Below are 24,978 nucleotides of genomic sequence, written 5' to 3' on the forward strand. Positions count from 1 at the left end.
TCCCCCTGAAAGGGGGAAGGTCGGGATGGGGGTCAGCCGCAGACGCCGGCGTTGATGGAGAGAGTAGATCCCCACCCGCTTTGCTCTGGCGAGCAAAGCGACCTCCTCTTTTCAAGGGGAGGTTCGAACTACACGCTAACAAGCGTAGCCCGTATTGCGTTTGGCGGAAATACCCGGAACCATGCGCTATGCGGGCCAAACGAGCCTTGTGCTTTGTCCGCAACGGGCGCAGAACAGGTCCGAGTTCAAGGCAAATTCGGAGCTGATCCTCGTGGCTGACACCAGGCCCACCGCCTCGATCAAGGCCGTGGAAAGCGGCCTCGCCGCGCAAGGCTATATTGCGAGCCGGCAGATCGCGACCGCGGTCTATCTGTCGCAGCAGATCGAGAAGCCGATCCTGGTCGAGGGCCCTGCCGGCGTCGGCAAGACCGAGCTGGCGAAGGCGATCGCCGCATGGCGCGGCATGAAGATGATCCGCCTGCAATGCTATGAGGGCCTCGACGAGGCCAAGGCGCTGTATGAGTGGAAATACGCCAAGCAGCTGCTCTACACCCAGATCCTGAAGGACAAGCTCGGCGAGGTGCTCGGCGGCGCGCAGTCGCTGGCGGCTGCGCTCGACCAGCTCCACACCTTCGGCGATGTGTTCTTCTCCAAGGAGTTCGTCGAGCCGCGGCCGCTGTTGCAGGCGCTGGAGCAGCCGGCCGGCTGCGTGCTCCTGATCGACGAGATCGACAAGTCGGATGCCGAATTCGAATCGCTGCTGCTGGAAATCCTCTCGGACTTCCAGGTCACGATCCCCGAGCTCGGGACCGTCTCCGCAGTGGCGCCGCCGACCGTGATCCTGACCTCGAACAGCGAGCGCGATCTTGGCGATGCCTTGAAGCGGCGTTGTCTGCATCTGCACATTGGCTTCCCCGAACAGAAGCTGGAGGAGCGCATCGTCGAGAGCCGGGTGCCCGGCATCTCGCAGACGCTGCGCAAGCAGATGGTCGGCTTCATCCACGAGATCCGCTCGCTCGACCTGAAGAAGCTGCCCTCGGTCAGCGAGGCGATCGACTGGGCGCGCGTGCTGGTGCTGCTGCAGGCCAGCGAGCTCGACCACGAGATCGTCAAGGACACGCTCAACGTGCTCCTGAAATACGAGGCCGATATCGAGGCCGCGACACCGCAGATTTCGTCCTTCATCGCCAAGGCGTCGCGCCAGGGCGTGTTCAGCTAAACCAAGATGCGCGAGAACCTGCATCGCTTCTTTCGTGCGGCGCGGGGAGCCGGGGTCCGGGTCTCGCCCGCCGAAAGCATCGATGCGATGCGGGCGGTCGCCCAGGTCGGCTTTGCCGATCGCGACATCCTGCGCGACACCTTCCTGCTGACGCTGGCCAAGACCCAGGACGAGAAGCGCGCGCTCGGCGAATGCTTCGACCTGTTCTTCAGCCAGCCCGAGCCGCAGCAGGAGAACGCCGAGCAGAGCAAGACCGACGACGGCAGCGAATCCGGTGCCAACCCATCGGCCGACGAGCATGGCGATGCGTCGGGCGGCGCCGCCAGCGAGAACGTCGGGCCGCTGGCGCAGATGCTGCTGTCGCAGGATCGCTCCGCGATATCGAGCGCGATCGCCAACGCCTCCGGCGCCGCCTCGCTGCCGGATATCCGCTACTTCACCCAGCGCGGCATCTTCCAGACCCGCATCCTCGATGCGATGGGGATCCAGCGCCTGCGCGACGACATCGACGACCAGACCACGCGCAATCCCGCGCTCGCCGAACGGCTGCAGGAGGCGCTCAACGGCTTGCGCGGCACCGTTCGCGATGCGGTCTCGCAGGCCCTGCTGCTCTACGGGCGCGAGGAAGCGGAGAATCTGCGCAACGAGATCCTGCGCAACGCGCCGCTGGCGCGGATCGAGCCGCGGCAGGTCGAGCAGATGCGCGCGCTGATCCGCCAGATCGCGCGCCGGCTGCGCGAGCGCTATTCCAAGCCGCGCAAGCGCCAGCGCCGCGGTCATCTCGACGTCCGCCGCACGCTACGCCGCAACGCAGCCTGGGGCGGCGTCCCCTTCCTCACAGCGTGGAAGCGCAAGCATCGCGACCGGCCGAAGATCGTCGCGCTATGCGACGTCTCGGGCTCGGTCGCCCGCGTCTCGGACTTCTTCCTGCTCCTGATCCACAGCCTGCACGAAGTGGTGGACGACGTCCGCTCGTTCGCCTTCTCGGGCCACCTGATCGAGGTCAGCGACATCCTGGAATCGAAATCGCCGGAAGAGGCGATGAAGGAGATCATGTCCAAGGTCGGCTTCGGCTCATCCGATTATGGCAATTCCTTCGCCGATTTCGAGGACAATTGGATGAGCGCGATCACGCCGCAGACCACGGTGATCGTGCTCGGCGACGCCCGCAGCAACAACCTCGATCCGCGCGCCGACATCCTGCGCCGGATCGGCGAGCGCTCCAAACGGCTGGTCTGGCTCAATCCCGAGGGCCGCATGGTCTGGGGTTTTGGCGATTCCGAGATGCCGCGCTACGCGACCTTCTGCAGCGTGTTGCGGCAGTGCGCGACCGCGCAGCAGCTCGAGCGTGCCGTGTCGGATATCGTCGCGACCTATCAATAGGCCGCCCGCCGCACTTAGATGGCAAGCGACTCGCCGTGGAACAGCCACCCGACGAACGCAGCCAATGTCAGAGCGATCGAGGCGAAGATGCCGACCAGCTTGATCGTCGTGATCGCCTTCAGGATCGAGACAGACCGCGCCGCCGCATGCGGGTCGCCGTGCAGCAGCAGCCATACCAGGAGACAATCCTCGATCAGGTCGCTGAGCAGGTACACCGCCGGCACGACCAGGCCGAGCCACGCAGCGGACGGGTAGATCCGGCTGAGCCAGTGCGATGACGCCGCCCCCATCGCACCCGCCAGCGCCAGCATGACGATCAGGTCGAGCGGAAACAGGATCGGAAAGACATATTTCATCCGCAGATCGGACTGCACCAGCTCGCCGAGCTGGTCGCCGGTGTAGCTCAGCGTCTTCTCCGGAAAGCGGGTGCGGAACCTGCTTGCGAACACGCGATCGGAATAGCTGCCGACCCACCAGAACAGCCCGAACGCCACCACCACAAGTCCCAAGAGAATGGCCGTCACGAGAGCTTGAGGGCTCATGCCGACCTGTTCCTGTTGCTGCTGAGGAAGCTGCGGGAAGCCGCAGGAAAGATGATCGCGTGCACCGCGGAGTCCCTGAAAGGGAGAAAATGTCGACGCATATAGCAATGATCGACGAGCAGATTTCCATCTTTTCCGAAGTGTTGCAATTGAATTTTGAGAGCGCCATTGGCGGCTGGCCCAAAGCATCGCGAACGCAATTGGGTCTCTCACGGACACTCCGTCACGGCCGGGCATCGGCGAGCTGAAGCGATGCCGTCCTTGGCGCAGCTTTGGCCGGCTGTGGCGAGATTGAATTCGAAAGCCAACGGCAGGCAACGCCGGCGCGCATCGCGCTTCGCTACCCGGCACCACCGGCGGTCACGCCGCCGCCACAGAACCGTCTTCAATTGGAGATTGAATTTTCACCGCATTCTGCCGTACATAGAGGCTGCGAATTTTCACGGCGGCCGCGAGGGCAACGGATGCCGAAGGATATTGTGATTTGCTGCGACGGCACCGGCAACGAGATCGGTGACAATATTTCCAACGTGCTGAAGCTGTTCCGCGTCGCCGACAAGAATGACCGGCAGCGAATCTACTATCATCCCGGCCTCGGCACCATCGGCCTGCAAAACGCCTGGGGCCGCTTCAAGCAGCAGATGCGCGGCTTGTTCGGGCTGGCCTTCGGCGCCGGTCTCGACCAGGACACGCTCGGCGCCTACCTGTTCCTGTGCCGAACCTGGGAGCCCGGTGACCGGGTCTGGATGTTCGGCTTCAGCCGCGGTGCCTACACGGTGCGCGTGCTCGCGGCCTTCGTCCATGTGATGGGCCTGCTGCCCGTCGACCAGCTCGACCTCGCGAGCTACGCCTTCGGCACCTACAAGAAAGCCAGCTCCGACGCCCAGAAGTCCGACGGCTCGTTCGACTATGCTCCGTTGAAGGAGGCCTGGCATTTCAGCCAGATTGCCGGCGGCCGCAACATCGATATCGAGTTCGTCGGGGTCTGGGACACCGTGGCCTCGATCATCGTGCCGCGACAGGACAATTTCCTGTTCGACTTGCAGACGCTGCTGTTCACCCGCACCAATTCCAGCGTCAAACGGTTCCGCCAGGCGATCTCGATCGACGAGCGCAGGCGCATGTTCCGACTCAATCGCTGGATCGAGCCGCAGAAATTTCGCTCGGATCCATTCGATCCGGCAACGGAGTTGGAGCAGGACATCCGCCAGGTCTGGTTTGCCGGCGTGCACTCCGACGTCGGCGGCGGCTATCCGGAAGACCAGAGCGGGCCGTCGAAGTTTCCGCTGATCTGGATGCTCGAGCAGGCCAAGGCAGCCGGGCTGCACATGGATCAGGCGCTGATCGATCATCTCGCCTGGGGGATGCCGTTGCCGCCGCACAAGCACGAATATGTGCCGCCGAGCGCGACCGCTCCGCTGCACAATTCGCTGACCGCCGCCTGGGAAATCCTGGAATGGATTCCGAAGAGCGACAAATGGAAGGAATGGTCGGAGCGGAAATCCTTCCTCGGCTTCTATCTGCCGCGCGGCGAGCCGCGGCCGATTGCGGACGGCGCGACCATCCATGCCTCGGTGTTGGAGCGCATGGAGAAGGATCCGGCCTACAAGCCGATCAATATGCCGATGACCTACAACGTCGAGCCGATGACGCCGCCCCCGGCTCCCCCCCGCTGCAACGGCTTGACCGCATTACGCGTCGATCGCGTCCTTGATCCGTTTGCGGCTGAGCGGCAGCTCGCGCAGCCGCTTGCCGGTTGCATGCGCGATGGCATTGGCGAGCGAGGCGGCGGCCGGGCCCTGCCCGGTCTCGCCGCTGCCGAGGAACGGCTGGCCGGGGCGGTTGATGATGTGGACGGCGATACTGTCGGGCACCGCATTGAAGCGCAGGATCGGGTAGGTCTGCCAGTCGATGCTGGTGATCCTTGTCTCGTCGAAGGTGACGCTTTCATAGAGCGTCCAGCTGGTCGACTGCACGATCGCGCCCTCGATCTGGTTGGTGATGCCGTCCGGATTGACGACCTGGCCGGCGTCGACGGCGGCGACCGCGCGCACCAGCCGGGCCCGCCCGGTTTCGCGATCGACCTCGACCTCGGATGCAATGGCGCAATAGGCGGCGAGATTCTTGTAGCGCGCGAAAGCGAAGCCGTAGCCGCGATTTCGCGGCGGCTGCTGTCCGCGCGTCCAGCCGAATTCCTCCGCGGCCTTCTCGACCACCGCGCGGCCCCGCTGATCGTCGAGATGCCTGAGCCGAAACTCGACCGGATCGGCGCCGGCGAGAGCGGCCAGTTCATCCATGAAGCTCTCGGTCGAGAACACGTTGTGATAGGCGCCGAGCGCGCGCATCGCGGAGATCCGCAGCGGCATCGCGGGGATGAAGTGATGCATCACATGCGCGTTCGGAAAATTGTAGATCGGAATCGCGTTGCGATCGCCGCCACCTTCCGGCAACGGCAACGGCTTTGGTGCGGGCACCGCGAATGATCGCGCCATGTGCTGGGCCGCAAGCAGCGCGCCGGCGCCGCCCGGCCGCATCGAATGGGTGTTGCTCCACACCGCGAAATTCCAGTCGGCGATCTTGCCGTCGGCCGTGAGTGACGCGCTCAATTTTGTCACCATCGCCGGACCATACGGCTCCCAGCCGTGCTCCTGCTCGCGCATCCACTGCACCCGAATTGGGCGCCCTGGCAGCACCCGGGCGATCAGCGCGGCGTCGGCCGCGGCATCGTCGGCGCCATTGTGGCCGTAACAGCCGGAGCCTTCGACATGGATCAGGCGGACGCTGGCGGGCGTCATGCCGAGCATCTCGGCGATCGCCTGCCGGTCGGGATAGACGCCCTGCGTGTGCGTCCACACCGTTATCGCGCCGTCGACGAATTGCGCGACCGCGCAGGACGGCCCGATCGAGCCGTGCGACTGGTAAGGCCGCGCATAGGTCGCTTCGAGCGACCGCGCGCCGCTCACCGTGGGATCGCTACGCTGCAAGATCGCGAAATCCTGAGAGGGCAGCGTGGTCAGCACGTTGGCCAGATCGTGCTGGTTCGGCAGTTTCGCGCTCTCCCGCCACTTCGCCGCGGCGGCCAGCGCGTGCATGGCCTTGACCGCCGAAAATTCCTTCTCCGCCACCACGGCCAGGAAGTTGCCGTCGCGCACGATTTGAATCACGCCGGGCATTTTCTCGATCGCGGCCGTGTCGCATTCCACGAGCTGCGCGCCGTAGCTCGGCGGGCGCACCACGCGCGCATGCACCATGCCGGGAAGCCGCATGTCCTGCACATAGGCGGCGCCGCCCGTGACCTTGGCCGGAATATCGACGCGTGGCACCGGCTGGCCCATCACCTTGAAGCTCGCCGGATCCTTCAGGCTCGATGTCGGTTGCGCCTGGACGTGCAACATGTCCGCGGCGACAAGCTCGCCATAGCCCAGACGCCGGCCATCGGGAGCGATGACGGCCGCATTCTCGGTTCGCAAGCCGTCGGGCGGCAAGCCGAAACGCTTTGCCGCCTCGGCCACCAGCAACATGCGCGCCTGCGCCGCGGCATGCAGGATCGCCGTGCCGCTGTCCTGCATCGAATGACTGCCGGACGTGTAGCCCTCGTTCGCCGTGAGTTTGGTGTCGGCGGTGATCACCTTCAGCGCATCGAAGGGAATATCGAGCTGCTCGGCCGCAATCTGCTGGAACGCGGTGCGGAATCCCTGGCCGAGTTCGGCCTTGCCCGTGAAGGCCGTGACCTGGCCATTGGCATCGATACGGATCCAGGAATCCAGATTGGGCGTTTTGGCCAGGCTGCCCGGCAACGCCGGGCCCTGCGCAGCCTTCTGCTCCTGCGCCACCGCATGGCGCAGCGAGAAGCTGACAATCAGCGCACCGCCGCCGGCCAGCACGCTGCGGCGATCGAGAATTACCGGCGCGGTCATCGGACGCTCCTGTCGCTTGCGGCGTCGGCCGTATCCATCAACCTGGCGGCGCGGTGCACCGCGCGCAGGATGCGCATATGGGTGCCGCAGCGGCAGAGATTGGGCTCCAGCTCGGCGCGGATCTGCGCATCCGATGGCTTCGGGTTGCGCATCAGCAGCGCCTGCGCGCGCATCATCATCCCGGCGATGCAGTAGCCACACTGCGCCGCCTGCTCCTCCATGAAGGCGCGCTGGATCGGCGCCGGCGCGGCCACGGTGCCGAGCCCTTCGAGCGTCGTCACCTGCTTGCCCTCGACCAGGACCAGCGGCGTGACGCAGGACAGCACCGCCTTGCCGTCGACGATCACCGTGCAGGAGCCACATTGCCCGAGCCCGCAGCCGAACTTGGCGGCATTGAGCGCCAGATCATTGCGCAGCACATAGAGCAACGGCGTATCCGGCTCCGCATCGACCTGATGATCCCTGCCATTGACCTTCAATGTCATCATGGCTTGCCTCGCTGTCTGGATTCCGCTGGCGTGTCGCGCGCCGCAAGCGACGTGGCCTGCACCGCCCGCGCATCGCGCACCGCCTTGTCGAGATTGGCCCACGCCGGCCGCTTGCCGAACCGTTCGCGCAGATAGGCCGTGAGCGCGACCATCTGCGTATCATCGATGCTGCTGGCGAAGCCCGGCATGATCGGGCTGCGCTCGCCTTCGACGGCGCCGACGCCCGACAGCACGATATTGAGGAGATTGCGCGGGTCGGGGCTTGCGATCGCCGTGCTGAGCGCGAGATTGACGCCGCCATAGGGCAGCGTCCGGCTACCCTCATGACAGGAGCCGCACGCCGCGGCATAGATCGCCGCGCCGGCCGCATGGGTCTGTGCCGCATCATCGGAAGACGATTGTGCGACGACGTCGGCCGGCCGCTTGCGATCCGGCGCCGGCGTGCCCGAGATATCGGCCATGTACACGGCGATGGCCCGCACGTCGCTGTCGGGCACCGTCGCCAGATTGCCGACCACTTCAGCCATCGGCCCGCGCGCGGTGCCATGATCGGCCTGCCAGCCGTGGCGCAAATAGGCGTAGAGCGCGTCGGCGGTCCACCGCACCGGGGCGTGCGAGGTGTCGTTCAGCGCGTAGGCGTGCCAATTGTCGACCTCGCCGCCGGCGAACTGCGCATTCAGCCGCTCGGCGCCGAGCGCGTTGCGCGGCGTGTGGCAGGCGCCGCAATGCGCGAGCCCCTCCACCAGATAGGCGCCGCGGTTCCATTCCGCGCCCTTCGCCGAGTCCTGAGGGGCATCGCCGCTGCGCAGATACAGCAGCTTCCACCCTGCAATCAGCGGTCGATAGTTGAGCGGGAACGAAAGCTGATTCGCCGGCGGCGACGCGTGGACCGGCTGCCGCGTCATCAGGAACGCATACAGTGCCCGGTCGTCCGCATCCGAGACGTTGGTGAAATGGTCATAAGGAAAGGTCGGGTAGAGATGCTGGCCATCGCGCGCCACGCCCGAGCGCATCGCGCGGACGAACGCCTCCTCCGGCCAGCGCCCGATGCCGGTTTCGGCATCCGGCGTGATGTTGGATGAGAAGACGATGCCGAACGGCGTTGGAACCGGGAGCCCGCCGGCATAAGTCGCGCCGCCCTGCACGGTGTGGCAGGTGTTGCAATTGCCGATCGCGGCGAGTTCGCGGCCGCGTTTGACCACATCAGGGTCGAAGGTATCGGCCCGCGGCGGCGCAATCGCGGCAATCTGCGGCCGCCAGGCGACGGCAAAGGCTGCCGCCGCGCCCGCGACCAGCACGATCGCGGCAATGCCTGTGATGATCCGCAGCTGACCAGTCATGCTGAATTGAGTTTGTTGTTGGGACGTGTATTAACACCTTTCATTCCGGTATCGTTCGGCCAGAAGACCTCGATCACCGCCTGTTGACCTCAAGGAATCCTGGAAAATCCCAAAGGGATCGCGCAAGGGATCATGACCGCCCAGCCCGCCCTCGATCGCGCCTCCGCCCCGTCTCGCGATGCGCTGTCCGTGCTCAGTTCCGTGTTCGGCCTGTCGGGCTTCCGCGGCGCGCAGGAAAACATCATCCGTCACGTCACCGATGGCGGCAATTGCCTGGTGCTGATGCCGACCGGCGGCGGCAAGTCGCTGTGCTACCAATTGCCGTCGCTGCTGCGCGACGGCTGCGGCATCGTGGTATCACCTTTGATTGCGCTGATGCGCGACCAGGTCGCGGGCCTCACTGAAGCCGGCGTCAACGCCGCGGTGCTGAACTCGACGCTGTCCTATGAGGAAGCCTCCGAGGTCGAGCGGCGGCTGCTCGCCGGCGATCTCGACCTGCTCTATGTGGCGCCGGAGCGGCTGCTGACGCCGCGCTGCCTCAATCTGCTCGGCCAGGCGCAGATCGCGCTGTTTGCGATCGACGAGGCGCATTGCGTCTCGCAATGGGGCCATGACTTCCGCCCGGAATATATCGGCCTGTCCGCACTCGCCGAGCGCTTCCCCAAGGTGCCGCGCATCGCGCTGACCGCGACCGCGGACGCGCTGACCCGAAGGGAGATCGCCGAGCGGCTGCAGCTTACCGACGCGCCGCAATTCGTCGCGAGCTTCGACCGGCCCAATATCCGCTACGAGATCGTCGACAAGCAGAATGCGACCACGCAGCTGAAGAATTTCATCAAGGAGCGGCATGCCGGCGACGCCGGCGTGGTCTATTGCCTGTCCCGCGCCAAGGTCGAGGACGTCGCGGCGGCGCTCAGCGAGGCCGGCATTCCGGCACTGCCCTATCATGCCGGGCTCGATGCCGGCGTGCGCGCCCGGCACCAGGACCGCTTCCTCAACGAGGACGGGCTCGTGATCGTCGCCACGATCGCCTTCGGCATGGGGATCGACAAGCCCGATGTGCGCTTCGTCGCGCATCTCGATCTGCCGAAGAGCATCGAAGCCTACTACCAGGAGACCGGGCGTGCCGGCCGCGACGGCAAGCCGTCGGCGGCATGGATGGCCTACGGCCTGTCCGACATCGTGCAGCAGCGCCGCATGATCGATGAATCGACCGGCTCCGACGCCTTCAAGCGCGTCTCGGTCGGCAAGCTCGACGCGCTGGTTGCGCTGGCTGAAACGGTGCATTGCCGCCGGCAGCGCTTGCTCGGCTATTTCGGCGAGACCCGCGCGGAGGATAGCTGCGGCAATTGCGACAACTGCCTGACGCCGCCGCGCGTCCGCGACGGCAAGGTGCTTGCACAAAAGCTGCTGTCCTGCGTCTACCGCACCGGCCAACGTTTCGGCGCCATGCACCTGATCGACGTGCTGGTCGGGCGGCTGACCGAACGGGTCAAGCAGTTCAACCACGACCAGCTGTCGGTGTTCGGCATCGGCCGCGAGCTCAACGAGAAGCAATGGCGCGCGGTGCTGCGCCAGCTGGTGGCGATGGGCCATCTGCGCGCCGACAGCGATGCCTTCGGCGCGCTTGTTCTGACCGACAGCGCCCGCGGCGTGCTGAAGGGCGAGACCGCGGTGATGCTGCGTGAGCAGCCGGAGGGCGCGCGCAACCGCGCGGTCCGCGGCAAGTCGCGCCGCGGCGAGCTTGTGCCCGCGGCCGACAGCCCGGGTGGCGCCGCAAATCCCGCGTTGCATGCGGCGTTGCGCGCCTGGCGCTCGGATGTCGCGCGCCAGCGCGGCGTGCCGGCCTATGTCGTGCTGCACGATTCCACCATCGACGGCATCGCCGCGATGCGGCCGGACACGCTCAGCGAGCTGCGCAAACATCGCAGGGATCGGCGACAAGAAGCTCGAGCACTACGGCGACGAGCTGATCCGGATCGTGAAGACGACAGGAGCGTGACCGGTCCTCTCTACGCCGAAGCGACGACAGTCGCTTTGGCCGGCGCTGAGACCGAGGGAGCCGCAGCTCAACGCTGGTCAGCGAGACAGCATTTCTTGTATTTCTTGCCGCTGCCGCACGGGCATGGGTCGTTGCGCCCGACATGGCGCAAGGGATTCCTCACGGGTTCGGTGTGGCTCCACAATGTATCGAGATCGTCGCCAAAGGGGGCATCCAGATCGTCGAAGGTCTCGTTGTAGCCGTAGTCGGTCCCTTCCATTTCCTGGACCGCATCCTTGATATAGCCGAGGCCAACTTCCTCGAATCGTGCGATTTCCTCGGGTCGCTGCTCGGCATCGACGAGCATTTCGTCGAACTCGCGGCGTTCTGTCATCCAATCGGGTATACGCCCGTCATCGAAAGCGCGATACGCCAAGGGCGCCAGCTCGCGCAACCCCAGGAGGGCAATTGCCTGCTGCCACGCGTACCAGGCATGGTTCTCGTCATCCGCCAGGTTTTGCTCGTGGAATGCTTTGAGCAGGCGCTGCATGCGCTCCCGCCCGATCATCCCATTCCATGTGAGGAAGGTGGCCGCGGCGAGAACCTGCTCGCGCGCAAATTGATCGACGGACTGATCCACGACCAGACTCAACAAGGTGTCGACATCCCCGTCAAAGACACCCGCGACAATGCGCGCCATGCTTTCGGTCAGGCAGTCACCCAACAGGTCATCAAGTTCGCTTTCGGGTCTGCGCAGCAGTCGCAGCAGGTCGCGGCAAACATCCGTGTCACGAGCTCCACCGAGGATGTAGACACCTCGGAACAGCAGCCTGGCCTCATCGTCGGACAGTTCCTCGCCGTTCCCTGCCCGGGCGACGATGGCGCGCAGCGCGGGGGCCGCTTCTTCCATTCTGATCAGGCACATTCCGACTGCGGCCGCAGGCAATTGTTTCTCGGTCGCGACGGCCTCAAGATAGTCTTCGATCGGCCCCAAATCGCCCCGCTCGAAGATAGCTTCTACTTCTTCCTTCTTCATGGGACCTCGATCTTTGCCGGCAGATGAACGGTCACGACAGAACAACTACCCGATCACCGCTTACCCTCATCCTCTCCCAGAGACAGCATAGGAGCTATTCGCTGGACGGCAATACGCTTGCTTGCGGGCCGCGCCGCCCTCGCCCTAATCTTTGCCTACCGCGTCCAACGAGGCGCGGACAAGACATAACGATATAGGGAAGAGACGGCCCATGGCTCAGGAGAGCACCGCGCGCAAAACTGTGCGCCCTGCCGAGACCGGAACGTTCGATGCCGTGGTGATCGGCGCTGGGTTCGCCGGCATGTACATGCTGCATCGGCTGCGCGGACTCGGCTTCACCGCGCGGGTCTATGAGGCCGGCGGCGGCGTCGGCGGCACCTGGTACTGGAATCGCTATCCCGGCGCGCGTTGCGACGTCGAGAGCCTGCAATATTCGTTCTCGTTCTCCGAGGAACTCGATCAGGACTGGAGCTGGTCGGAGAAATATTCTCCGCAGCCCGAAATTCTCGCTTACGCCAATCACGTCGCCGATCGCTTCGATCTGCGCAGCCAGATCGTGTTCGACACCCGCGTCACCGCGGCGACCTTCGACGAGCAGGCAGGCACCTGGCTGATCGAGACCGACCGCGGCGACAGGGTTACCGCAAAGTTCTGCATCATGGCGGTCGGCTGCCTGTCGGCGCCGAACCGGCCGGCTTTCCCGGGCATGGCGGATTTCCGCGGGCCGATCTATCACACCGGCGAATGGCCGCATGAGGGTGTCGACTTCAGCGGCCTGCGCGTCGGCGTGATCGGCACCGGCTCGTCGGCGATCCAGTCGATCCCGATCATCGCGCAGCAGGCCTCCGAGCTCACGGTGTTTCAGCGCACCGCGACCTGGTCGGTGCCGGCGTGGAACGAGCGGCTGTCGGCGGAATATCTGAGGGAAGCGAAGGCGCATTATCCGGAGCTGCGCGCCAAGGCCCGTGCGCGCCCGACCGGCTTCTATTTCCAGTTCAACGCCCAGCCCGCCTTGCAGGCGAGCGAGCGGGAGCGCGAGCAGCAATACGAAGAAGCGTGGCAGCGCGGCGGCCTGCCCTTCCTCGGCGCGTTCGGCGATCTCCTGTTCGAGAAGGCCGCCAACGACACCATCGCCGATTTCGCGCGCGAGAAGATCCGCGGCATCGTCAAGGATCCCGCCACCGCCGAATTGCTGTGCCCGCGAAACGTGTTCGGCTGCAAGCGGCTCTGCGTCGATACCAATTATTTCGAGACCTACAATCTGCCGCATGTGAAGCTGGTCGACGTGTCGACGACGCCGATCGATCGCTTCACGACGGAAGGCATTGTCGTCGACGGCACCGAATACAAGTTCGACGCGATCGTCTCCGCCACCGGCTTTGCCGCCATGACCGGCTCGTTCGACAAGATCGCGATCACCGGCCGCGGCGGGCAGACGCTGGCCGAGAAATGGCGGGCGGGCCCGCGTGCCTATCTCGGCCTTGCCTCCGAGGGCTTTCCGAACCTGTTCATGATCACCGGGCCCGGCAGCCCGTCGGTGCTCGCCAGCATGATCCAGGCGATCGAGCAGCATGTCGATTGGCTGGCGGATTGCATCAGTCATATGCGCGACATCGGCGCCGGCACGATCGAGGCGGTCCGCGACGACGAGGACGCCTGGGTCACCCATGTCAACGACGTATCAACGGTTTCGCTGCGCTCGACCTGCAGTTCCTGGTATGTCGGCGCCAACATCCCGGGCCGTCCCCGCGTGTTCATGCCCTATATCGGCGGCTTCCCGATCTATGTGCAGAAGTGCAATGAGGTGATGAACTCGGGTTACGACGGCTTCGTGCTGCAGGGTGGGCGCAACGGCAATGCACCGCCGCAGGTGCGCTTCACCGAGCGCTGGCAGGTACCGCTCGACATCGAGGTGATCTCGCCGGCCGCGGTCGCCGCGAAGCGGGTTCCCGTGGTCTGAGTGCCGGCGGTATCCCCGCCGGGATTGCGCATGATAGTGTCGCGCCGGTCCGCGCTTGGCATCGCGGAGCGCACGGGGGACGATGGCCGACACGGCATTGCAGGGACTGGTCGAGCGGATCGGCGCGGATCACGTCGTGCGCCGGCTTGGGATCGAGGCCGCGCATGAGAAGCAGGTGTTCGGCCAGGGCACGCTGCTGTTCAACGTCGAGAACTGGAAACTGGCGCCGCGGATCATCGAGACCGCGCTCAAGGTGACCGGCCTGCACGGCCGCGCGCGGCGTAATGCCGATAGGGTCGAAGTGCGGCACAATCTGGTGACGTCGGCGCGCCTGCCGGCGGCCTTCGACGGCTTCGCCATGCTTCAGCTCAGCGATCTCCACGCCGACATCAGCCAACGCGCGATGCGGCATCTGATGGACATCGTGAGCGATATCGCCTGCGATATCTGCGTTCTCACGGGCGACTACCGCGGCAAGACGTATGGGCCGTTTGAAACGAGCCTCGCGTTGATGCGGGATCTGTGCGCGCGGATCAAGCTGCCGCTCTACGGCATCCTCGGCAATCATGACAGCATCCGCATGACGCCGGCGCTGGAGGCGATGGGCATCAGGATGCTGTTCAATGAGCAGGAGTCGATCACGCGCGATGGCGCGACGATCCACCTCGCCGGGATCGACGACGCGCACTTCTACCGCACCGACGACATTGCAAGGGCTGCCACGGCGATCCCGCGCGATGCATTCTCGATCCTGCTGGCACATACGCCGGAATCCTACCGCGCGGCGGCGGCAGCCGGCTTCGACCTGATGCTGAGCGGCCATACCCATGGCGGCCAGCTCTGCCTGCCCGGCGGCATCGCGATCAAGCTCGAGGCGCGGCTGCCGCGCCGGATGGGCCGAGGCGTATGGCGGTTCGGTGAACTTGCCGGCTACACATCGGCCGGCGCCGGCACCAGCCTCGCGCCGGTGCGGCTGAACTGCCCGGCCGAGATCACGGTGCATACGCTGCGGCGGCTCGGTTGAGCATACTCCGCTCGTACGTCGCAGGCGCCCATTGCCAAAATATCGAAAACAACCCCATGCAAAGGAGTCGGCGGCTGCCCGGACGTCGCAAGGAAAGACGTGTGGCCGGTAGCCAGATGCAGTCGCCCTGCCGCAAGGACGGGAAGAGGGCGTAGCGGAGGTCTCAATTGCCCTTCTTCGCACTCGCGCTCTGCTCGTTCACCGTGCAGGTGATCAGCAGCGTGTAGCCGCGCGCATTCTTGGCAATCTCGGCGGTTTCCTTCTTCATCTCCTCGCGCCACTCGGCGGTCCGGTACGCCACCGCGCTGTTGTCGAGAAAGTCGCGCAGCGCGCCGGTCTTGATCGCGAAATTGATGTTCTCCGGGATGGTCCCCGTCGCCCGCGCCATCCTGACCGCGTCGAGCTTGGCAGCCACCACGCCGACCACCGCGCCGGTAAGGTCGAACAGCGGACCGCCGCTGTTGCCCGGCTGCACGGCGGCGCTGATCTGCAGATGACGGGTATCGTTGAGGATGCCACTCAGCGAAGAGACAATGCCCGTGGTGACCGTGAAATCGGATGTCAGCAATCTGTGATAGGGATAACCGATCGCCACTACGCCGTTGCCGACCAGGATGGGGTTTTGCCTGAGGCTGACGACATCCTTGAAAGGGGTCGGCGCCTGCAGCAACGCGAGATCATTGGTCTCGTCATCGGACACCAGGCGCAGCTTGACCGGCGCCTCGCCGCTCAGGTTGCCCGTGATCTCGCTGCAGCCGCCGACGACATGGTGATTGGTGACGACGTGGCCGCTGCTGCTGACCACAAAGCCGGTGCCGGTCCCCGATCTCGCCTGCTTCGCCGGCGCGGCGCGCTGGGTGCTGCAGCCTGCTGCGGCGGCGCCGCCGCAGGCTTTGTCGCGACCGCGAACTCGCCGGCATTGGAGACGCCGTTCTTCTTCACCGAGACGACGCAGTTGAGCAGAGCCGGCAACAGCTGCGCGGTCTGATTGAGGTTGAACTGAAACAATTGTCCCTGCGCGAATGCCGTCATCTGGCGCGCCTTGCGGAACTGGTTGATTAGACTGGAATTCACCGGCATCTCGACATTCACGAGCTGGGTGCCGAGCGGCATGCCGTAGACGTTGAACGCCGGCTGGCCGTCAAAGGTCAGCGCCAGCGGAAAGGCCTCGCCCGGCGTCAGACGCCAGCTGTCATGGGCAAAGCCGAGCCGCCAGCTGCCATTCTCGGCGATCGACACCATGAAGAAGATGCCGCTTTGATAGGTGGTGCCCGCCGAGCAATGGGTGAAGGCGCCATTCTTGTCGTTGGTGAAAGCGCCGCCCTTCCAGTTGCCGACCGTGATCGAGCCGTAGGGACCGCGGGCGCTCGACGGAGTTGCAGACGCAAACAGCCACGCGGCCGCAACGGCCGCCCAGATCGCAACTCTCATGACGCGCACTCCCCCCAGCCACAACCCATCATAGGAGGCGTCGAAATTCATCCGCAAGTGGTGCGCGGCTTGGTCTTTGGTCCTGCGGCCACGCAAGTCCGCCGCGGATGAGGCGATCGCCACGCCCTCAGGTTACAGAACCTATGTTCCTATTATGTTCCTATGTCAACCGAGGTACTGGCCGCATTTAAGCCCCGTGTCCCAAGTTGAATCTTGGAGTGTCTTAATTCCGATTAAGCGAACGAAAACCGTAACTTGGCCGATGTTCTCGGCAAGACTACTGAGTCGCACGCCAGATGTTCTGGCTTTTGCAATCCGCCAAGTGTTCTCGCTCCACAGGGCAGAAGTGTTACCGGGGTTCTCCGTGGGTGAACGGAGTTCCAGCCTCCGCTACCGTCCCCCTTAGCATTCCGATGGAATAAGCCCGCCATCGCAGGGGTTGGAAGCTGAGGGAGGTCGACCAAGCCATGGAAAGCGAAAGTGCGCCTTCAGGGCCGGGTGAAGCCGCGTGGGAAGCGTTGACATTCGATGAGCCCGTCATCGTCGCGCTTGCTATTTGGGCCGCGCTATTGGTGGCCCACGTCATCGCGGCGTCGGTGTATTGGCGGGAGCAGCGCAGCCCGGAATGGTTGGCCGTTCTTGCGATCTTGGCCTACTGGCCAATCCTGGTGTCGATCATAGGTCTCGGCCTTGTTCTAAAATATCTGATCCGACCGCTGATCGGACAAATAAAACTGTTCCGGCGAAGGTCCGATATCAAAGGCGTCGTTGAGTAACGCCGCCTCAGTTGGCGGCCTCTCCGTTTATGATCTCGATCCATCGGCGCAAGCTCGATTCAAATCGCTCGCGCACTTCTGCTTCCGAGTTAGCCGTCACGCCAAATGAGAGCGGCGCCTCCCTTCCTGTGGTTGCGATCCATCCTCCGCAAGCTCGCGGCTGAATCTCCGGCACAATCCCCGGCTTGGGGCTGAAACATAGGCAAATGCAGGCCCGGTCGAAGCGCCCTCTAATACGACACCATGACGTCGGAAGAGATGCGAGCGATGGCAGCACAGTGCGATGATGTGGCCGTGAAGCTACTCGCTCCCGAGCGCGCCATCGTCCGGAACGTCGCAGCCCAATCGCGTATGCTGGCACACCAATCCGAGATGCTACGTAGAGAGTGGCGATCAATCAGGCCTTCCAGCGAGACTGTTCCCCGTGACGCCCTCAAGGAAACGGCCCCAGCGCGTTGGAACGAACGCTGAAGCCGCCTTGCCGCGCCGCTGAGAATAAGGCGGCCCCGGCACGTAGCTAGCGCCGGGGCCAGAGGGATTGTCATTCCCATGAGAACTCGACCCTGCGCCCAATAGGTCTGTTCCCGCATTTGCATAGGAAAGTCAGCATGCGTTTCATCGCAGATGCGATGCGGCACTCAAGCAAACGGCCCCAGCACTCGGGCAAGGAGGCTGAGGCCGAGGAGCGCCCGTGGGGTAGGGAAAGATTATGGACACCCCCGCGTGAGCTAGAACCTCGATGGTACGGAAGGGCATTTGCATATGTGAATGAGTGTCCTGATTTCCCCAAGCGAATGTCCTAACTGGGACAGCATCTCAACCGGGGTGCTGTCCGCATTTAGGCCCCCGTGTCCCAAGTTGACTTTGGAAGTGTCCTGATTAGAAAACGGCCCCAGCGCCGGGAGAGCGCTAAGGCCAAGTTGACGTTTCCAATGAGCTACGGCAGTTCAGCCGATCAGAAGCCAGCCTAAGCTGATGATGAACGCGACGAGCGATATCCCCGCCAAGCCTATGAGGCTGAACTCGACGCCATCTAAATCGGTCCTGAACATAATGTTCAAAGCATTACACGTCGGATCGGCGGGCGCTTTAGCGTATGTCAGTCAGCGGCTGTGTCCAATTTCCAGATTCCACCGGGCATCAGATGTCCTAATTCCCCTGTACGAGTGCCCTAACCAGGACAGCACCTCAACCGGAGCATTGCCGCCAAGGCGGACGCTACTGCGGCTCCCCGACCGAGGAGCGCGCCGGCGGATTTGGATCGCTGAACCAGTACCAGGATGCGAGGGCATGGACGCCGACGCCGATCAGGAAGATGCCGGCGTAGAGCTCGACCGCATGATTCATCGCCAGCAGGCGGGGATGCGGCGCGGCACCCTGGCCCTGGTAGGTCCAGACCCAGTGCCCCACGGCGACGATGCCAACGCCGAGCGCGGCGATGGCTCGGCCGGCCGCATTCATCATCCTCACGCGATGGTCTCCCAACTCGCCCGGCCAGGCAAAAATACCGGGCGAAGCTGACGCGGACCTGACGTGGGACATCGAACGTAGCCCGGATGGAGCCAACGGGTCGCGCGAACGCGTGCCCGACGACAGGCTCCGCGAAATCCGGGACTTTCTATCCGCGCTGCTGAAGCCTGCCGGACTACGCTTTGCTTCATCCGGGCTTCTGTAACGGGCCTTGGTTAGTCAATCCCTTTTCGCGTCATCCACTCGCCGGGCACTTGCTTCTGTACGGGATCGGCGCGAAGGCCGTCGCCTGATGGGGTGCATTGAGGAGCCGGCCGGCCAATCTACGGATTGCGTGGTCGTGAGCCACTTCCCGGATGGCGGCCTGACCGGATCCATCGTCCCAGCGGAGGGACTTCGCTCGGGGAGAGCCTGGTGTCGTGGCCCGCCCGGAACCGATTGCTGCTCCTGGCTAGATGGCCTTGGTCATCGGGTTGAACGGTTTGGTGTCGGCGAGCATGCGATGCAGGATCACGGCGAGCTTGCGAGCCAGCGCTACCTTGGCCTTGCGCATGCCTGCGCGCCGGGCGATCCGCATCGCCCAGCTCTTCAATGCCGAGCAATTCTTGACCGGCTTGGTCAGCATGACGTGAGCTGCCTGGTAGAGTGCCTCGCGCACGGAGGCATCCCCGATCTTGCTGATGCGGCCGGTGTAGTCGGTCTCACCGGACTGGTACTTCTTCGGGGTGAGCCCAAAGTGGGCTCCCGTGGCCTTCGAGGAGCGGAAGCGCTTCGGGTCGTCGATCGCCGCGGCATAGGTGAGCGCCACGATCGGACCAACGGACGGCGTTGTCATCAGGAGCTTGGCGGATGGATGCGTCCTGGCGAGCTTCTGGGTGTGCTTGTCCAGGCTCTTGAACTCCCGCAGCAGCACCGCATGGGCTTGGAGCAGCGCCGCCGCGACCAACTCCAGTCCGGGATGGCCGGTCACGAGCTCGCGGATGCGTCCGGCGAACGTGCGCTCGGTGGTCGCACCGACCTTCAGGCCAAAACCGCGAAGTATGCCGCGCAGGCTGTTCTCGACATCGCGAAGCTTGGATTGCAGCAGCTTGCGCGCCGTCAGGATGGCGCGGGTCTCCTGCGCCGCGACCGACTTGCAGTGCACCGGCCGGAACCAGCCGAGCCGCATCAACTGCGCGATCCGGCGGGCATCGTTGCGGTCCGTCTTCACCGGCATCGACTTGAAGGCTTCGCGAACGTGCCGCGTTTCCAGCAGCTCGACCGCAAGCCCTGCGTCTCGCAGACCCGCATACAGCCATTGCGACAAGGGGCCTGCCTCCAGCCCGATCCGTTCCAGTACCAGACCCAGCGACCGGAACCAGGCGATCAGCGCCGCCGGCTCGCTCGCAACCTTCGTCTCGCGCAAAATCTTGCCTGTCCCATCGACAAGGCAAACGCTCGAGCATTCCAAAGACACGTCAATTCCTGCATAGTGGTACATGGTCGTCCCTTAATGATGCTTGGAGCGGGCTTGCCCGACTCCGTTGAACACCATCAGTTTGAGGGACGACCGCCTTCCAACCAACAGGCCGCTCGCGAGCGCGCTTCCAAATTGCGCCGTAGCGAGCGGGCGGCCGGCCCGTTACCCCATCTACGGACTTCTCTTCCCCTTCCCCCTGAAAGGGGGAAGGTCGGGATGGGGGTCAGCTACAGGCGACGCTGCAAGCGGAGAGAGCAGATCCCCACCCGCTTTGCTCTGCGAGCAAAGCGACTTCCCCTTTTCAAGGGGAGGTAAGAATGCATAGCCCGGATGGAGCCAACGGGTCGCGCGAACGCGCGCCCGATGACAGGCTCCGCGAAATCCGGGGATCGTGCCGCCGAGAGACCTTACCGGATTGCGCTTCGCTTCATTCGGGCTACGAAGCCACGAAATTAGAAGCCCGCTCGCCTCAGCCGTTCCTGAACGCGTAGGCGTAGCCGTTGAGCGCCGGTGCGCCGCCGAGATGGGCGTAGAGCACCTTCGATCCGGCCGGGAAATAGCCCTTCTGCACCAGATCGATCATGCCCTGCATCGACTTGCCCTCGTAGACGGGGTCGGTGATCATGCCTTCCAGCCGCGCGCTGAGCCGGATCGCCTCCTTGGTCTCCTCCGACGGCACGCCGTAGGCGGGATAGGCGTAGTCCTCGATCAGCACGACATCATCCTCGACGATGTCGCGGCCGAGCTCGACGAGCTTTGCGGTGTTCTGCGCGATCGACAGCACCTGCGCCTTGGTCTGCGCGGGCGTGAACGAACCGTCGATGCCGATCACGTTGCGCGCGCGCCCATCGGCGGCGAAGCCGACCAGCATGCCGGCATGGGTCGAGCCGGTCACCGTGCAGACGATGATGTAGTCGAACTTGACGCCGAGCTGGCGCTCCTGCGCGCGCACCTCCTCGGCGAACCCGACATAGCCGAGCCCGCCAAATTTGTGCACGGAGGCGCCGGCCGGAATCGCGTAGGGCTTGCCGCCCGCCGCCTTCACTTCCTCGATCGCCTGCTCCCAGCTCTTGCGGATACCGATGTCGAAGCCTTCGTCGACCAGCCGCACATCGGCGCCCATGACGCGCGAAAGCAGGATGTTGCCGACGCGATCATAGACCGCGTCCTCATGCGGCACCCAGCTTTCCTGCACCAGCCGGCACTTCATGCCGATCTTGGCCGCGACCGCCGCGACCATGCGGGTGTGATTCGACTGCACGCCGCCGATCGAGACCAGCGTGTCGGCATTGGAGGCGATCGCATCGGGGATGATGTATTCGAGCTTGCGCAGCTTGTTGCCGCCATAGGCGAGCCCGGAATTGCAATCCTCGCGCTTGGCATAGAGCTCGACCTTGCCGCCGAGATGCTTTGACAGCCGATCGAGCTTCTCGATGGCAGTCGGCCCGAATGTGAGTGGATAGCGCGCGAACTTCTCCAGCATGCTGGCATCCTCTTTGGTGGTCTGAAACGGCGGCCACAGCTATCACCCCTGGCGCGAAAGGTGCTCTCTAACTCAGCCCGCACAATTGCCGAAGATTGCCGGATCTGGCCCTGATGGTATATTTTCTCTCATGAAATCGACCAATAGTGAGAGATTCTTCCATGTCCGCCCGACTCGACCGCATCGACCTCAAGATGTTGAGATTGCTGCAAAAGAACGGCCGGCTCAGCAATGCCGAGCTGGCCGATCAGGTCGGCGTCAGCCCCGCCACCTGCCATCGCCGGACGCAAGCGCTGTTCGACGAGGGTTATCTCAGCGGCGTCCGCGCCATGGTGGCGCCGCGCAAGCTCGGCAAGGGCACGCTGGTGATGGTCGGCGTCGTGCTCGACCGCTCGACACCGGAAAGCTTTGCGAGCTTCGAGCAGGCGGTGGCGAAGCTCAAATGCGTGCTCGACTGCCACCTCGTCGCCGGCGATTTCGATTACTTCCTCAAGATCCGCGCCGGCGACGTCGACGACTTCAAGCGCATCCATGGCGACCAGCTGATCGCGCTGCCCGGCGTGCGGCAGACCCGCACCTTCTTCGTCATGAAGGAGGTGGTGGACAATGCGGCGCTGGAGTTTTGAACCTGACGTCATCCCGGCACGGGCCGGGCGCCGCGAGCCGCCAGATCGGCCGGCCTGCCCGAGAGAAGTAATCCCTTCATCCGACTTGATGGCCGGCGCAAACCGGCGCAGTCTCTCACTAAATCCCCGCGGGGGGCGGGGGTCGCGCGCGGATGCGCGGGGGACATCATCCGCGGATGACAATCATGAACGCCACGGCGATCCGACTGGTCATTCCGTTGCTGGCACTTGCCGCCGGCGGCACGGCGGCGCTCGTCTTCGGCATCCGCCAAACCCAGCAAATCCTGGGCGGGAGCACGCCTTTGACGGCGACAGCACCATCCGCGCCAGCGGCTCCGGCGCGAGACCAAAACAAGACCGCGCTGGCAAAGGCGCAAACCGAGACCGCGGCCTTGGCCGACGTGCTGGCGGGACCGGCGCCGGCACCAGGCGGCGACGCGGTGCCGGAGTTCGACGTCGTCAACATCGAGCCGACCGGCGAGACCGTTGTTGCCGGCCGGGCGCTACCGGGCACGACGGTGGAACTGCTGCGCAATGGCGAGGTGCACGATCGCGTCGTGGCGGACAAGTCCGGCCAGTTCGTCATGGTCCCGCGCCCGCTTCCGCCGGGAAACTATGACCTCACCCTGCGCATGACGCGCGACGGCAAGCAGGTGACCTCCAAGCAAAGCGTGGCGGTGGCGCTCGAGGCTGCGACGCGGGAGCGGCCGATGGTGGCGCTGATGACACCGGACAAACCGGTCCGCGTGCTGTCGCAACCTGCGGCCACGGCGCCGGCGGCTGGGAAAGTGGCCATCGAGGCCGTCGAGACCGAACCGGACGGCAAGCTCCATGTGAGCGGTCAGGCAGCTCCCGGCGCGACCGTCAGGCTCTATCTCAACGGCAGCTTGATCACGTCCGCGACGGCCGACGAGGCGGGGCACCTCTCGGTCACGATCAACAAGGGCGTGACGGCCGGCAACTATCAGGTGCGGCTTGACGACGTCGACCCCACTTCCGGCAAGGTCCGCGCGCGTGCCGAGGTGCCATTCAACGTTCCGGACACGATGACGACCGCATCGATCCCGGCATCGCCAACCTCGTCCGGCCGTGCGGATATCGCCAAACCACAGCTCGCCGCGGCGGCAACCGCCACCGCATCCGATGTGAAGTCCGCCTCCGCTGTGATCGTGCCGAAGATCACCACGACCACCGTCGCCCGCGGCGACAGCCTGTGGCGGATCAGCCAGCGCGCATTCGGCGCCGGACAGCGCTACGCCGTGATCTATCGGGCCAATTCGCAGCAGATCCGCAATCCCAATTTGATCTATCCCGGCCAGGTCTTCGTCGTGCCGGCAAAGTGAGACCGGCCTACCGCCAACGGTCACTTGCCGGGGGATTTCAGGAACGCCACGATCCTGGCGCGATCCTCCGCCGAGCGCACGCCGGTATACGGCTTCATGCCGTTGCCCGACACCACGGCCTCGGGATCTTCGATGAAGCGCAGCAGCGTGCTCTCATCCCAGACGATGTCGGATGATTTCATCGCCTCCGAATAAGGAAAGTTCGCAACCGATCCGGCCTTGCGGCCGACTACATTGTGCAGGTTCGGGCCAACGCGGTTGTCGCCGTCCTTGACCGTGTGGCAGGTGCGGCAGGAATTGTTGAACGCCTGCTCGCCGGACACGCCCGCATCCTGACCATGGGACGGCGATGACGCCAACGACATCAGCCCGCAAACGACGACGATGAATCCCGGCCGCATCGATCACTCCGTCGGCAATTGCGCCAGGCAAACAGGCGCGCGCAGCACCACGCCTCGGGTGCCATGCCGTCAACGCAGAGGCGGCGTGAAAGGTCCGCTCGCGGCAGGCCCCACATCTGGCGCAGATACGCACGCCGCACTAGATGTGCTGCCATGCCACACCCCGCCCTCGAGGATTTCGTCGCCGGCCACCAGCGCCTGTTTGTCCTGACCGGGGCCGGCTGCAGCACCAATTCCGGCATTCCTGACTATCGCGACAGCGACGGCAACTGGAAGCGGACCCGCCCGGTCACCATCCAGGCGTTCTTGGGCGAGGCGGCGACGCGGCAGCGCTACTGGGCGCGCAGCATGGTGGGCTGGCGACGGTTCGGCCGCGCCGCGCCGAACGGCGCGCATCGCGCGCTGGCCAAGCTCGAACAGCAGGGGCGCTGCGAGCTGCTGCTGACCCAGAATGTCGACCGCCTGCACCAGGCCGCCGGCAGCCGGCGGGTGATCGACCTGCACGGCCGATTAGACGTGGTGCGCTGCCTCGGCTGCGGCGCGACGATGCCGCGCGAACAATTCCAGCACGAGCTCGCGCAACGAAACCCCGCCTGGCTCACGCTCGATGCCGCCGACGCTCCCGACGGCGACGCCGATCTCGAGCAAGATTTTTCGTCGTTCGTGGTGCCGGCCTGCGAAGCCTGCGGCGGCGTGCTGAAACCCGATGTGGTGTTCTTCGGCGAGAACGTGCCGCGCGATACGGTCGCGTCGGCGCAGGCGCATCTCGAGCAGGCCGACGCCGTGCTGGTGGTCGGCTCCTCGCTGATGGTCTATTCCGGCTTTCGCTTCGTCCGGATGGCAGAGCAGCACGGCCTGCCGATTGCCGCCGTCAATCTCGGCCGCACCCGCGCCGACGAACTGCTCACCCTCAAAGTCGAGGATAGTTGCGAGAGCGCGCTGGCGTTCTTGCTGTAGGTCGCCTGTCTCTTCCCGTCATTGCGAGGAGCGATAGCGACGAAGCAATCCATCGAGCCGCCTATGCGGAAAAATGGATTGCTTCGCGGAGCCTGTCATCCGGCGGCGCCTTGCGCCGACCGGGTGGCTCGCAATGACGATG

General features: G+C 64.7%; 19 protein-coding genes and 2 pseudogenes. 10 read left to right on the forward strand and 11 right to left on the reverse strand.

The window, feature by feature from the left end; translation table 11 throughout:
- Positions 1–271: 271 nt before the first annotated feature.
- Both ACVMDN_RS35475 and ACVMDN_RS35480 read left to right on the forward strand, forming a co-directional pair.
- On the forward strand, positions 272–1,219 hold the full coding sequence (locus ACVMDN_RS35475) for an AAA family ATPase (protein ID WP_456834682.1): 948 nt from the start codon (positions 272–274) through the stop codon (positions 1,217–1,219).
- A 6-nt stretch (positions 1,220–1,225) separates the two neighbouring features.
- A complete protein-coding gene (locus tag ACVMDN_RS35480) occupies positions 1,226–2,602 on the forward strand; it encodes a vWA domain-containing protein (protein WP_057021191.1) in 1,377 nt (458 codons plus the stop codon).
- Positions 2,603–2,616: 14 nt separating this feature from the next.
- Here the strand turns inward: ACVMDN_RS35480 and ACVMDN_RS35485 are convergent, their stop codons facing one another.
- Positions 2,617–3,144: a hypothetical protein gene (locus ACVMDN_RS35485; RefSeq protein WP_210262845.1), complete on the reverse strand. Its 528-nt coding sequence runs from the start codon at positions 3,142–3,144 to the stop codon at positions 2,617–2,619.
- 464 nt (positions 3,145–3,608) lie between these two features.
- On the opposite strand from ACVMDN_RS35485, the pseudogene ACVMDN_RS35490 reads away from it, so the two are divergent.
- Positions 3,609–4,391, forward strand: a pseudogene (locus ACVMDN_RS35490) (T6SS phospholipase effector Tle1-like catalytic domain-containing protein); the annotation flags it as partial.
- Positions 4,392–4,835: 444 nt separating this feature from the next.
- Here the strand turns inward: ACVMDN_RS35490 and ACVMDN_RS35495 are convergent.
- From ACVMDN_RS35495 to ACVMDN_RS35505, 3 genes are read right to left on the reverse strand one after another with little or no spacing between them, the layout of a single operon-like run.
- Entirely contained in the window at positions 4,836–7,061 is a 2,226-nt protein-coding gene (locus ACVMDN_RS35495; protein ID WP_076834855.1) for a xanthine dehydrogenase family protein molybdopterin-binding subunit, read from the reverse strand.
- The gene (locus ACVMDN_RS35500) at positions 7,058–7,549 is read right to left on the reverse strand and encodes a (2Fe-2S)-binding protein (RefSeq protein ID WP_076834854.1); all 492 of its coding nucleotides are present in this window, start codon (positions 7,547–7,549) and stop codon (positions 7,058–7,060) included. The genes ACVMDN_RS35495 and ACVMDN_RS35500 overlap by 4 nt, the downstream gene beginning before the upstream one ends.
- Positions 7,546–8,889 carry a cytochrome c gene (locus tag ACVMDN_RS35505; protein ID WP_076834853.1) on the reverse strand — a complete coding sequence of 448 codons (1,344 nt, stop codon included), beginning with the start codon at positions 8,887–8,889 and terminating at the stop codon, positions 7,546–7,548. Before ACVMDN_RS35505 ends, ACVMDN_RS35500 begins: the two co-directional genes overlap by 4 nt.
- A 132-nt stretch (positions 8,890–9,021) precedes the next feature.
- Here ACVMDN_RS35505 and recQ point away from each other — a divergent pair.
- A pseudogene (recQ, locus tag ACVMDN_RS35510) lies at positions 9,022–10,891 on the forward strand (DNA helicase RecQ).
- 67 nt (positions 10,892–10,958) lie between these two features.
- Here recQ and ACVMDN_RS35515 read toward each other — a convergent pair.
- Positions 10,959–11,906, reverse strand: a complete 948-nt coding sequence (locus ACVMDN_RS35515; protein ID WP_076834851.1) for a DUF1186 domain-containing protein — start codon at positions 11,904–11,906, stop codon at positions 10,959–10,961.
- A gap of 211 nt (positions 11,907–12,117) precedes the next feature.
- Here ACVMDN_RS35515 and ACVMDN_RS35520 point away from each other — a divergent pair, with 211 nt between their 5' ends.
- Both ACVMDN_RS35520 and ACVMDN_RS35525 read left to right on the forward strand, forming a co-directional pair.
- Positions 12,118–13,866 carry a flavin-containing monooxygenase gene (locus ACVMDN_RS35520; RefSeq protein ID WP_076834849.1) on the forward strand — a complete coding sequence of 583 codons (1,749 nt, stop codon included), beginning with the start codon at positions 12,118–12,120 and terminating at the stop codon, positions 13,864–13,866.
- An 82-nt stretch (positions 13,867–13,948) separates the two neighbouring features.
- Positions 13,949–14,890 (forward strand): metallophosphoesterase, encoded by a 942-nt coding sequence (locus tag ACVMDN_RS35525; RefSeq protein ID WP_076827103.1) that lies wholly within the window; start codon positions 13,949–13,951, stop codon positions 14,888–14,890.
- 163 nt (positions 14,891–15,053) lie between these two features.
- Here the strand turns inward: ACVMDN_RS35525 and ACVMDN_RS35530 are convergent, their stop codons facing one another.
- Together ACVMDN_RS35530 and ACVMDN_RS35535 are read right to left on the reverse strand one after the other, a co-directional pair.
- The gene (locus ACVMDN_RS35530) at positions 15,054–15,695 is read right to left on the reverse strand and encodes a S1C family serine protease (RefSeq protein ID WP_307720389.1); all 642 of its coding nucleotides are present in this window, start codon (positions 15,693–15,695) and stop codon (positions 15,054–15,056) included.
- Positions 15,620–16,321, reverse strand: a complete 702-nt coding sequence (locus ACVMDN_RS35535) for a hypothetical protein (RefSeq protein ID WP_307720390.1) — start codon at positions 16,319–16,321, stop codon at positions 15,620–15,622. The genes ACVMDN_RS35530 and ACVMDN_RS35535 overlap by 76 nt, the downstream gene beginning before the upstream one ends.
- 467 nt (positions 16,322–16,788) lie before the next feature.
- Between ACVMDN_RS35535 and ACVMDN_RS35540 the strand changes: the two genes are divergently transcribed.
- Positions 16,789–17,097 (forward strand): hypothetical protein, encoded by a 309-nt coding sequence (locus ACVMDN_RS35540; protein ID WP_229193518.1) that lies wholly within the window; start codon positions 16,789–16,791, stop codon positions 17,095–17,097.
- Positions 17,098–18,315: 1,218 nt separating this feature from the next.
- Here ACVMDN_RS35540 and ACVMDN_RS35545 read toward each other — a convergent pair.
- From ACVMDN_RS35545 to ACVMDN_RS35555, 3 genes are all read right to left on the reverse strand, one after another.
- On the reverse strand, positions 18,316–18,561 hold the full coding sequence (locus ACVMDN_RS35545; RefSeq protein WP_233475642.1) for a hypothetical protein: 246 nt from the start codon (positions 18,559–18,561) through the stop codon (positions 18,316–18,318).
- A 457-nt stretch (positions 18,562–19,018) separates the two neighbouring features.
- Positions 19,019–20,047: an IS110 family RNA-guided transposase gene (locus tag ACVMDN_RS35550; RefSeq protein WP_057016162.1), complete on the reverse strand. Its 1,029-nt coding sequence runs from the start codon at positions 20,045–20,047 to the stop codon at positions 19,019–19,021.
- A gap of 448 nt (positions 20,048–20,495) precedes the next feature.
- Complete coding sequence (locus ACVMDN_RS35555; RefSeq protein ID WP_057021182.1) at positions 20,496–21,509, reverse strand: 1-aminocyclopropane-1-carboxylate deaminase; 1,014 nt, start codon at positions 21,507–21,509, stop codon at positions 20,496–20,498.
- Between the two features lie 161 nt (positions 21,510–21,670).
- Between ACVMDN_RS35555 and ACVMDN_RS35560 the strand changes: the two genes are divergently transcribed.
- Both ACVMDN_RS35560 and ACVMDN_RS35565 read left to right on the forward strand, forming a co-directional pair.
- Positions 21,671–22,135, forward strand: coding sequence for an Lrp/AsnC family transcriptional regulator (locus tag ACVMDN_RS35560; RefSeq protein WP_057021181.1), 465 nt, complete (start codon positions 21,671–21,673; stop codon positions 22,133–22,135).
- Positions 22,136–22,320: 185 nt separating this feature from the next.
- Positions 22,321–23,478: an Ig-like domain-containing protein gene (locus tag ACVMDN_RS35565; RefSeq protein ID WP_244559025.1), complete on the forward strand. Its 1,158-nt coding sequence runs from the start codon at positions 22,321–22,323 to the stop codon at positions 23,476–23,478.
- A gap of 20 nt (positions 23,479–23,498) precedes the next feature.
- Here ACVMDN_RS35565 and ACVMDN_RS35570 read toward each other — a convergent pair whose 3' ends face one another.
- A complete protein-coding gene (locus tag ACVMDN_RS35570) occupies positions 23,499–23,879 on the reverse strand; it encodes a c-type cytochrome (RefSeq protein WP_246786683.1) in 381 nt (126 codons plus the stop codon).
- Positions 23,880–24,032: 153 nt separating this feature from the next.
- Between ACVMDN_RS35570 and ACVMDN_RS35575 the strand changes: the two genes are divergently transcribed.
- Positions 24,033–24,836, forward strand: a complete 804-nt coding sequence (locus tag ACVMDN_RS35575; protein ID WP_076834846.1) for an NAD-dependent protein deacetylase — start codon at positions 24,033–24,035, stop codon at positions 24,834–24,836.
- Positions 24,837–24,978 lie beyond the last annotated feature (142 nt).

The organism is Bradyrhizobium sp. USDA 4510 (genome assembly GCF_054059095.1).

Excerpts from the sequence above, each read along its gene's own strand:
- ACVMDN_RS35480 (WP_057021191.1), top strand. The coding sequence starts at position 1,226 with ATGCGCGAGAACCTGCATCGCTTCTTTCGTGCGGCGCGGGGAGCCGGG.
- ACVMDN_RS35485 (WP_210262845.1), bottom strand. The coding sequence starts at position 3,144 with ATGAGCCCTCAAGCTCTCGTGACGGCCATTCTCTTGGGACTTGTGGTG.
- ACVMDN_RS35495 (WP_076834855.1), bottom strand. The coding sequence starts at position 7,061 with ATGACCGCGCCGGTAATTCTCGATCGCCGCAGCGTGCTGGCCGGCGGC.
- ACVMDN_RS35500 (WP_076834854.1), bottom strand. The coding sequence starts at position 7,549 with ATGATGACATTGAAGGTCAATGGCAGGGATCATCAGGTCGATGCGGAG.
- ACVMDN_RS35505 (WP_076834853.1), bottom strand. The coding sequence starts at position 8,889 with ATGACTGGTCAGCTGCGGATCATCACAGGCATTGCCGCGATCGTGCTG.
- ACVMDN_RS35515 (WP_076834851.1), bottom strand. The coding sequence starts at position 11,906 with ATGAAGAAGGAAGAAGTAGAAGCTATCTTCGAGCGGGGCGATTTGGGG.
- ACVMDN_RS35520 (WP_076834849.1), top strand. The coding sequence starts at position 12,118 with ATGGCTCAGGAGAGCACCGCGCGCAAAACTGTGCGCCCTGCCGAGACC.
- ACVMDN_RS35525 (WP_076827103.1), top strand. The coding sequence starts at position 13,949 with ATGGCCGACACGGCATTGCAGGGACTGGTCGAGCGGATCGGCGCGGAT.
- ACVMDN_RS35535 (WP_307720390.1), bottom strand. The coding sequence starts at position 16,321 with ATGAGAGTTGCGATCTGGGCGGCCGTTGCGGCCGCGTGGCTGTTTGCG.
- ACVMDN_RS35540 (WP_229193518.1), top strand. The coding sequence starts at position 16,789 with ATGGAAAGCGAAAGTGCGCCTTCAGGGCCGGGTGAAGCCGCGTGGGAA.
- ACVMDN_RS35545 (WP_233475642.1), bottom strand. The coding sequence starts at position 18,561 with ATGATGAATGCGGCCGGCCGAGCCATCGCCGCGCTCGGCGTTGGCATC.
- ACVMDN_RS35550 (WP_057016162.1), bottom strand. The coding sequence starts at position 20,047 with ATGTACCACTATGCAGGAATTGACGTGTCTTTGGAATGCTCGAGCGTT.
- ACVMDN_RS35555 (WP_057021182.1), bottom strand. The coding sequence starts at position 21,509 with ATGCTGGAGAAGTTCGCGCGCTATCCACTCACATTCGGGCCGACTGCC.
- ACVMDN_RS35560 (WP_057021181.1), top strand. The coding sequence starts at position 21,671 with ATGTCCGCCCGACTCGACCGCATCGACCTCAAGATGTTGAGATTGCTG.
- ACVMDN_RS35565 (WP_244559025.1), top strand. The coding sequence starts at position 22,321 with ATGAACGCCACGGCGATCCGACTGGTCATTCCGTTGCTGGCACTTGCC.
- ACVMDN_RS35570 (WP_246786683.1), bottom strand. The coding sequence starts at position 23,879 with ATGCGGCCGGGATTCATCGTCGTCGTTTGCGGGCTGATGTCGTTGGCG.
- ACVMDN_RS35575 (WP_076834846.1), top strand. The coding sequence starts at position 24,033 with ATGCCACACCCCGCCCTCGAGGATTTCGTCGCCGGCCACCAGCGCCTG.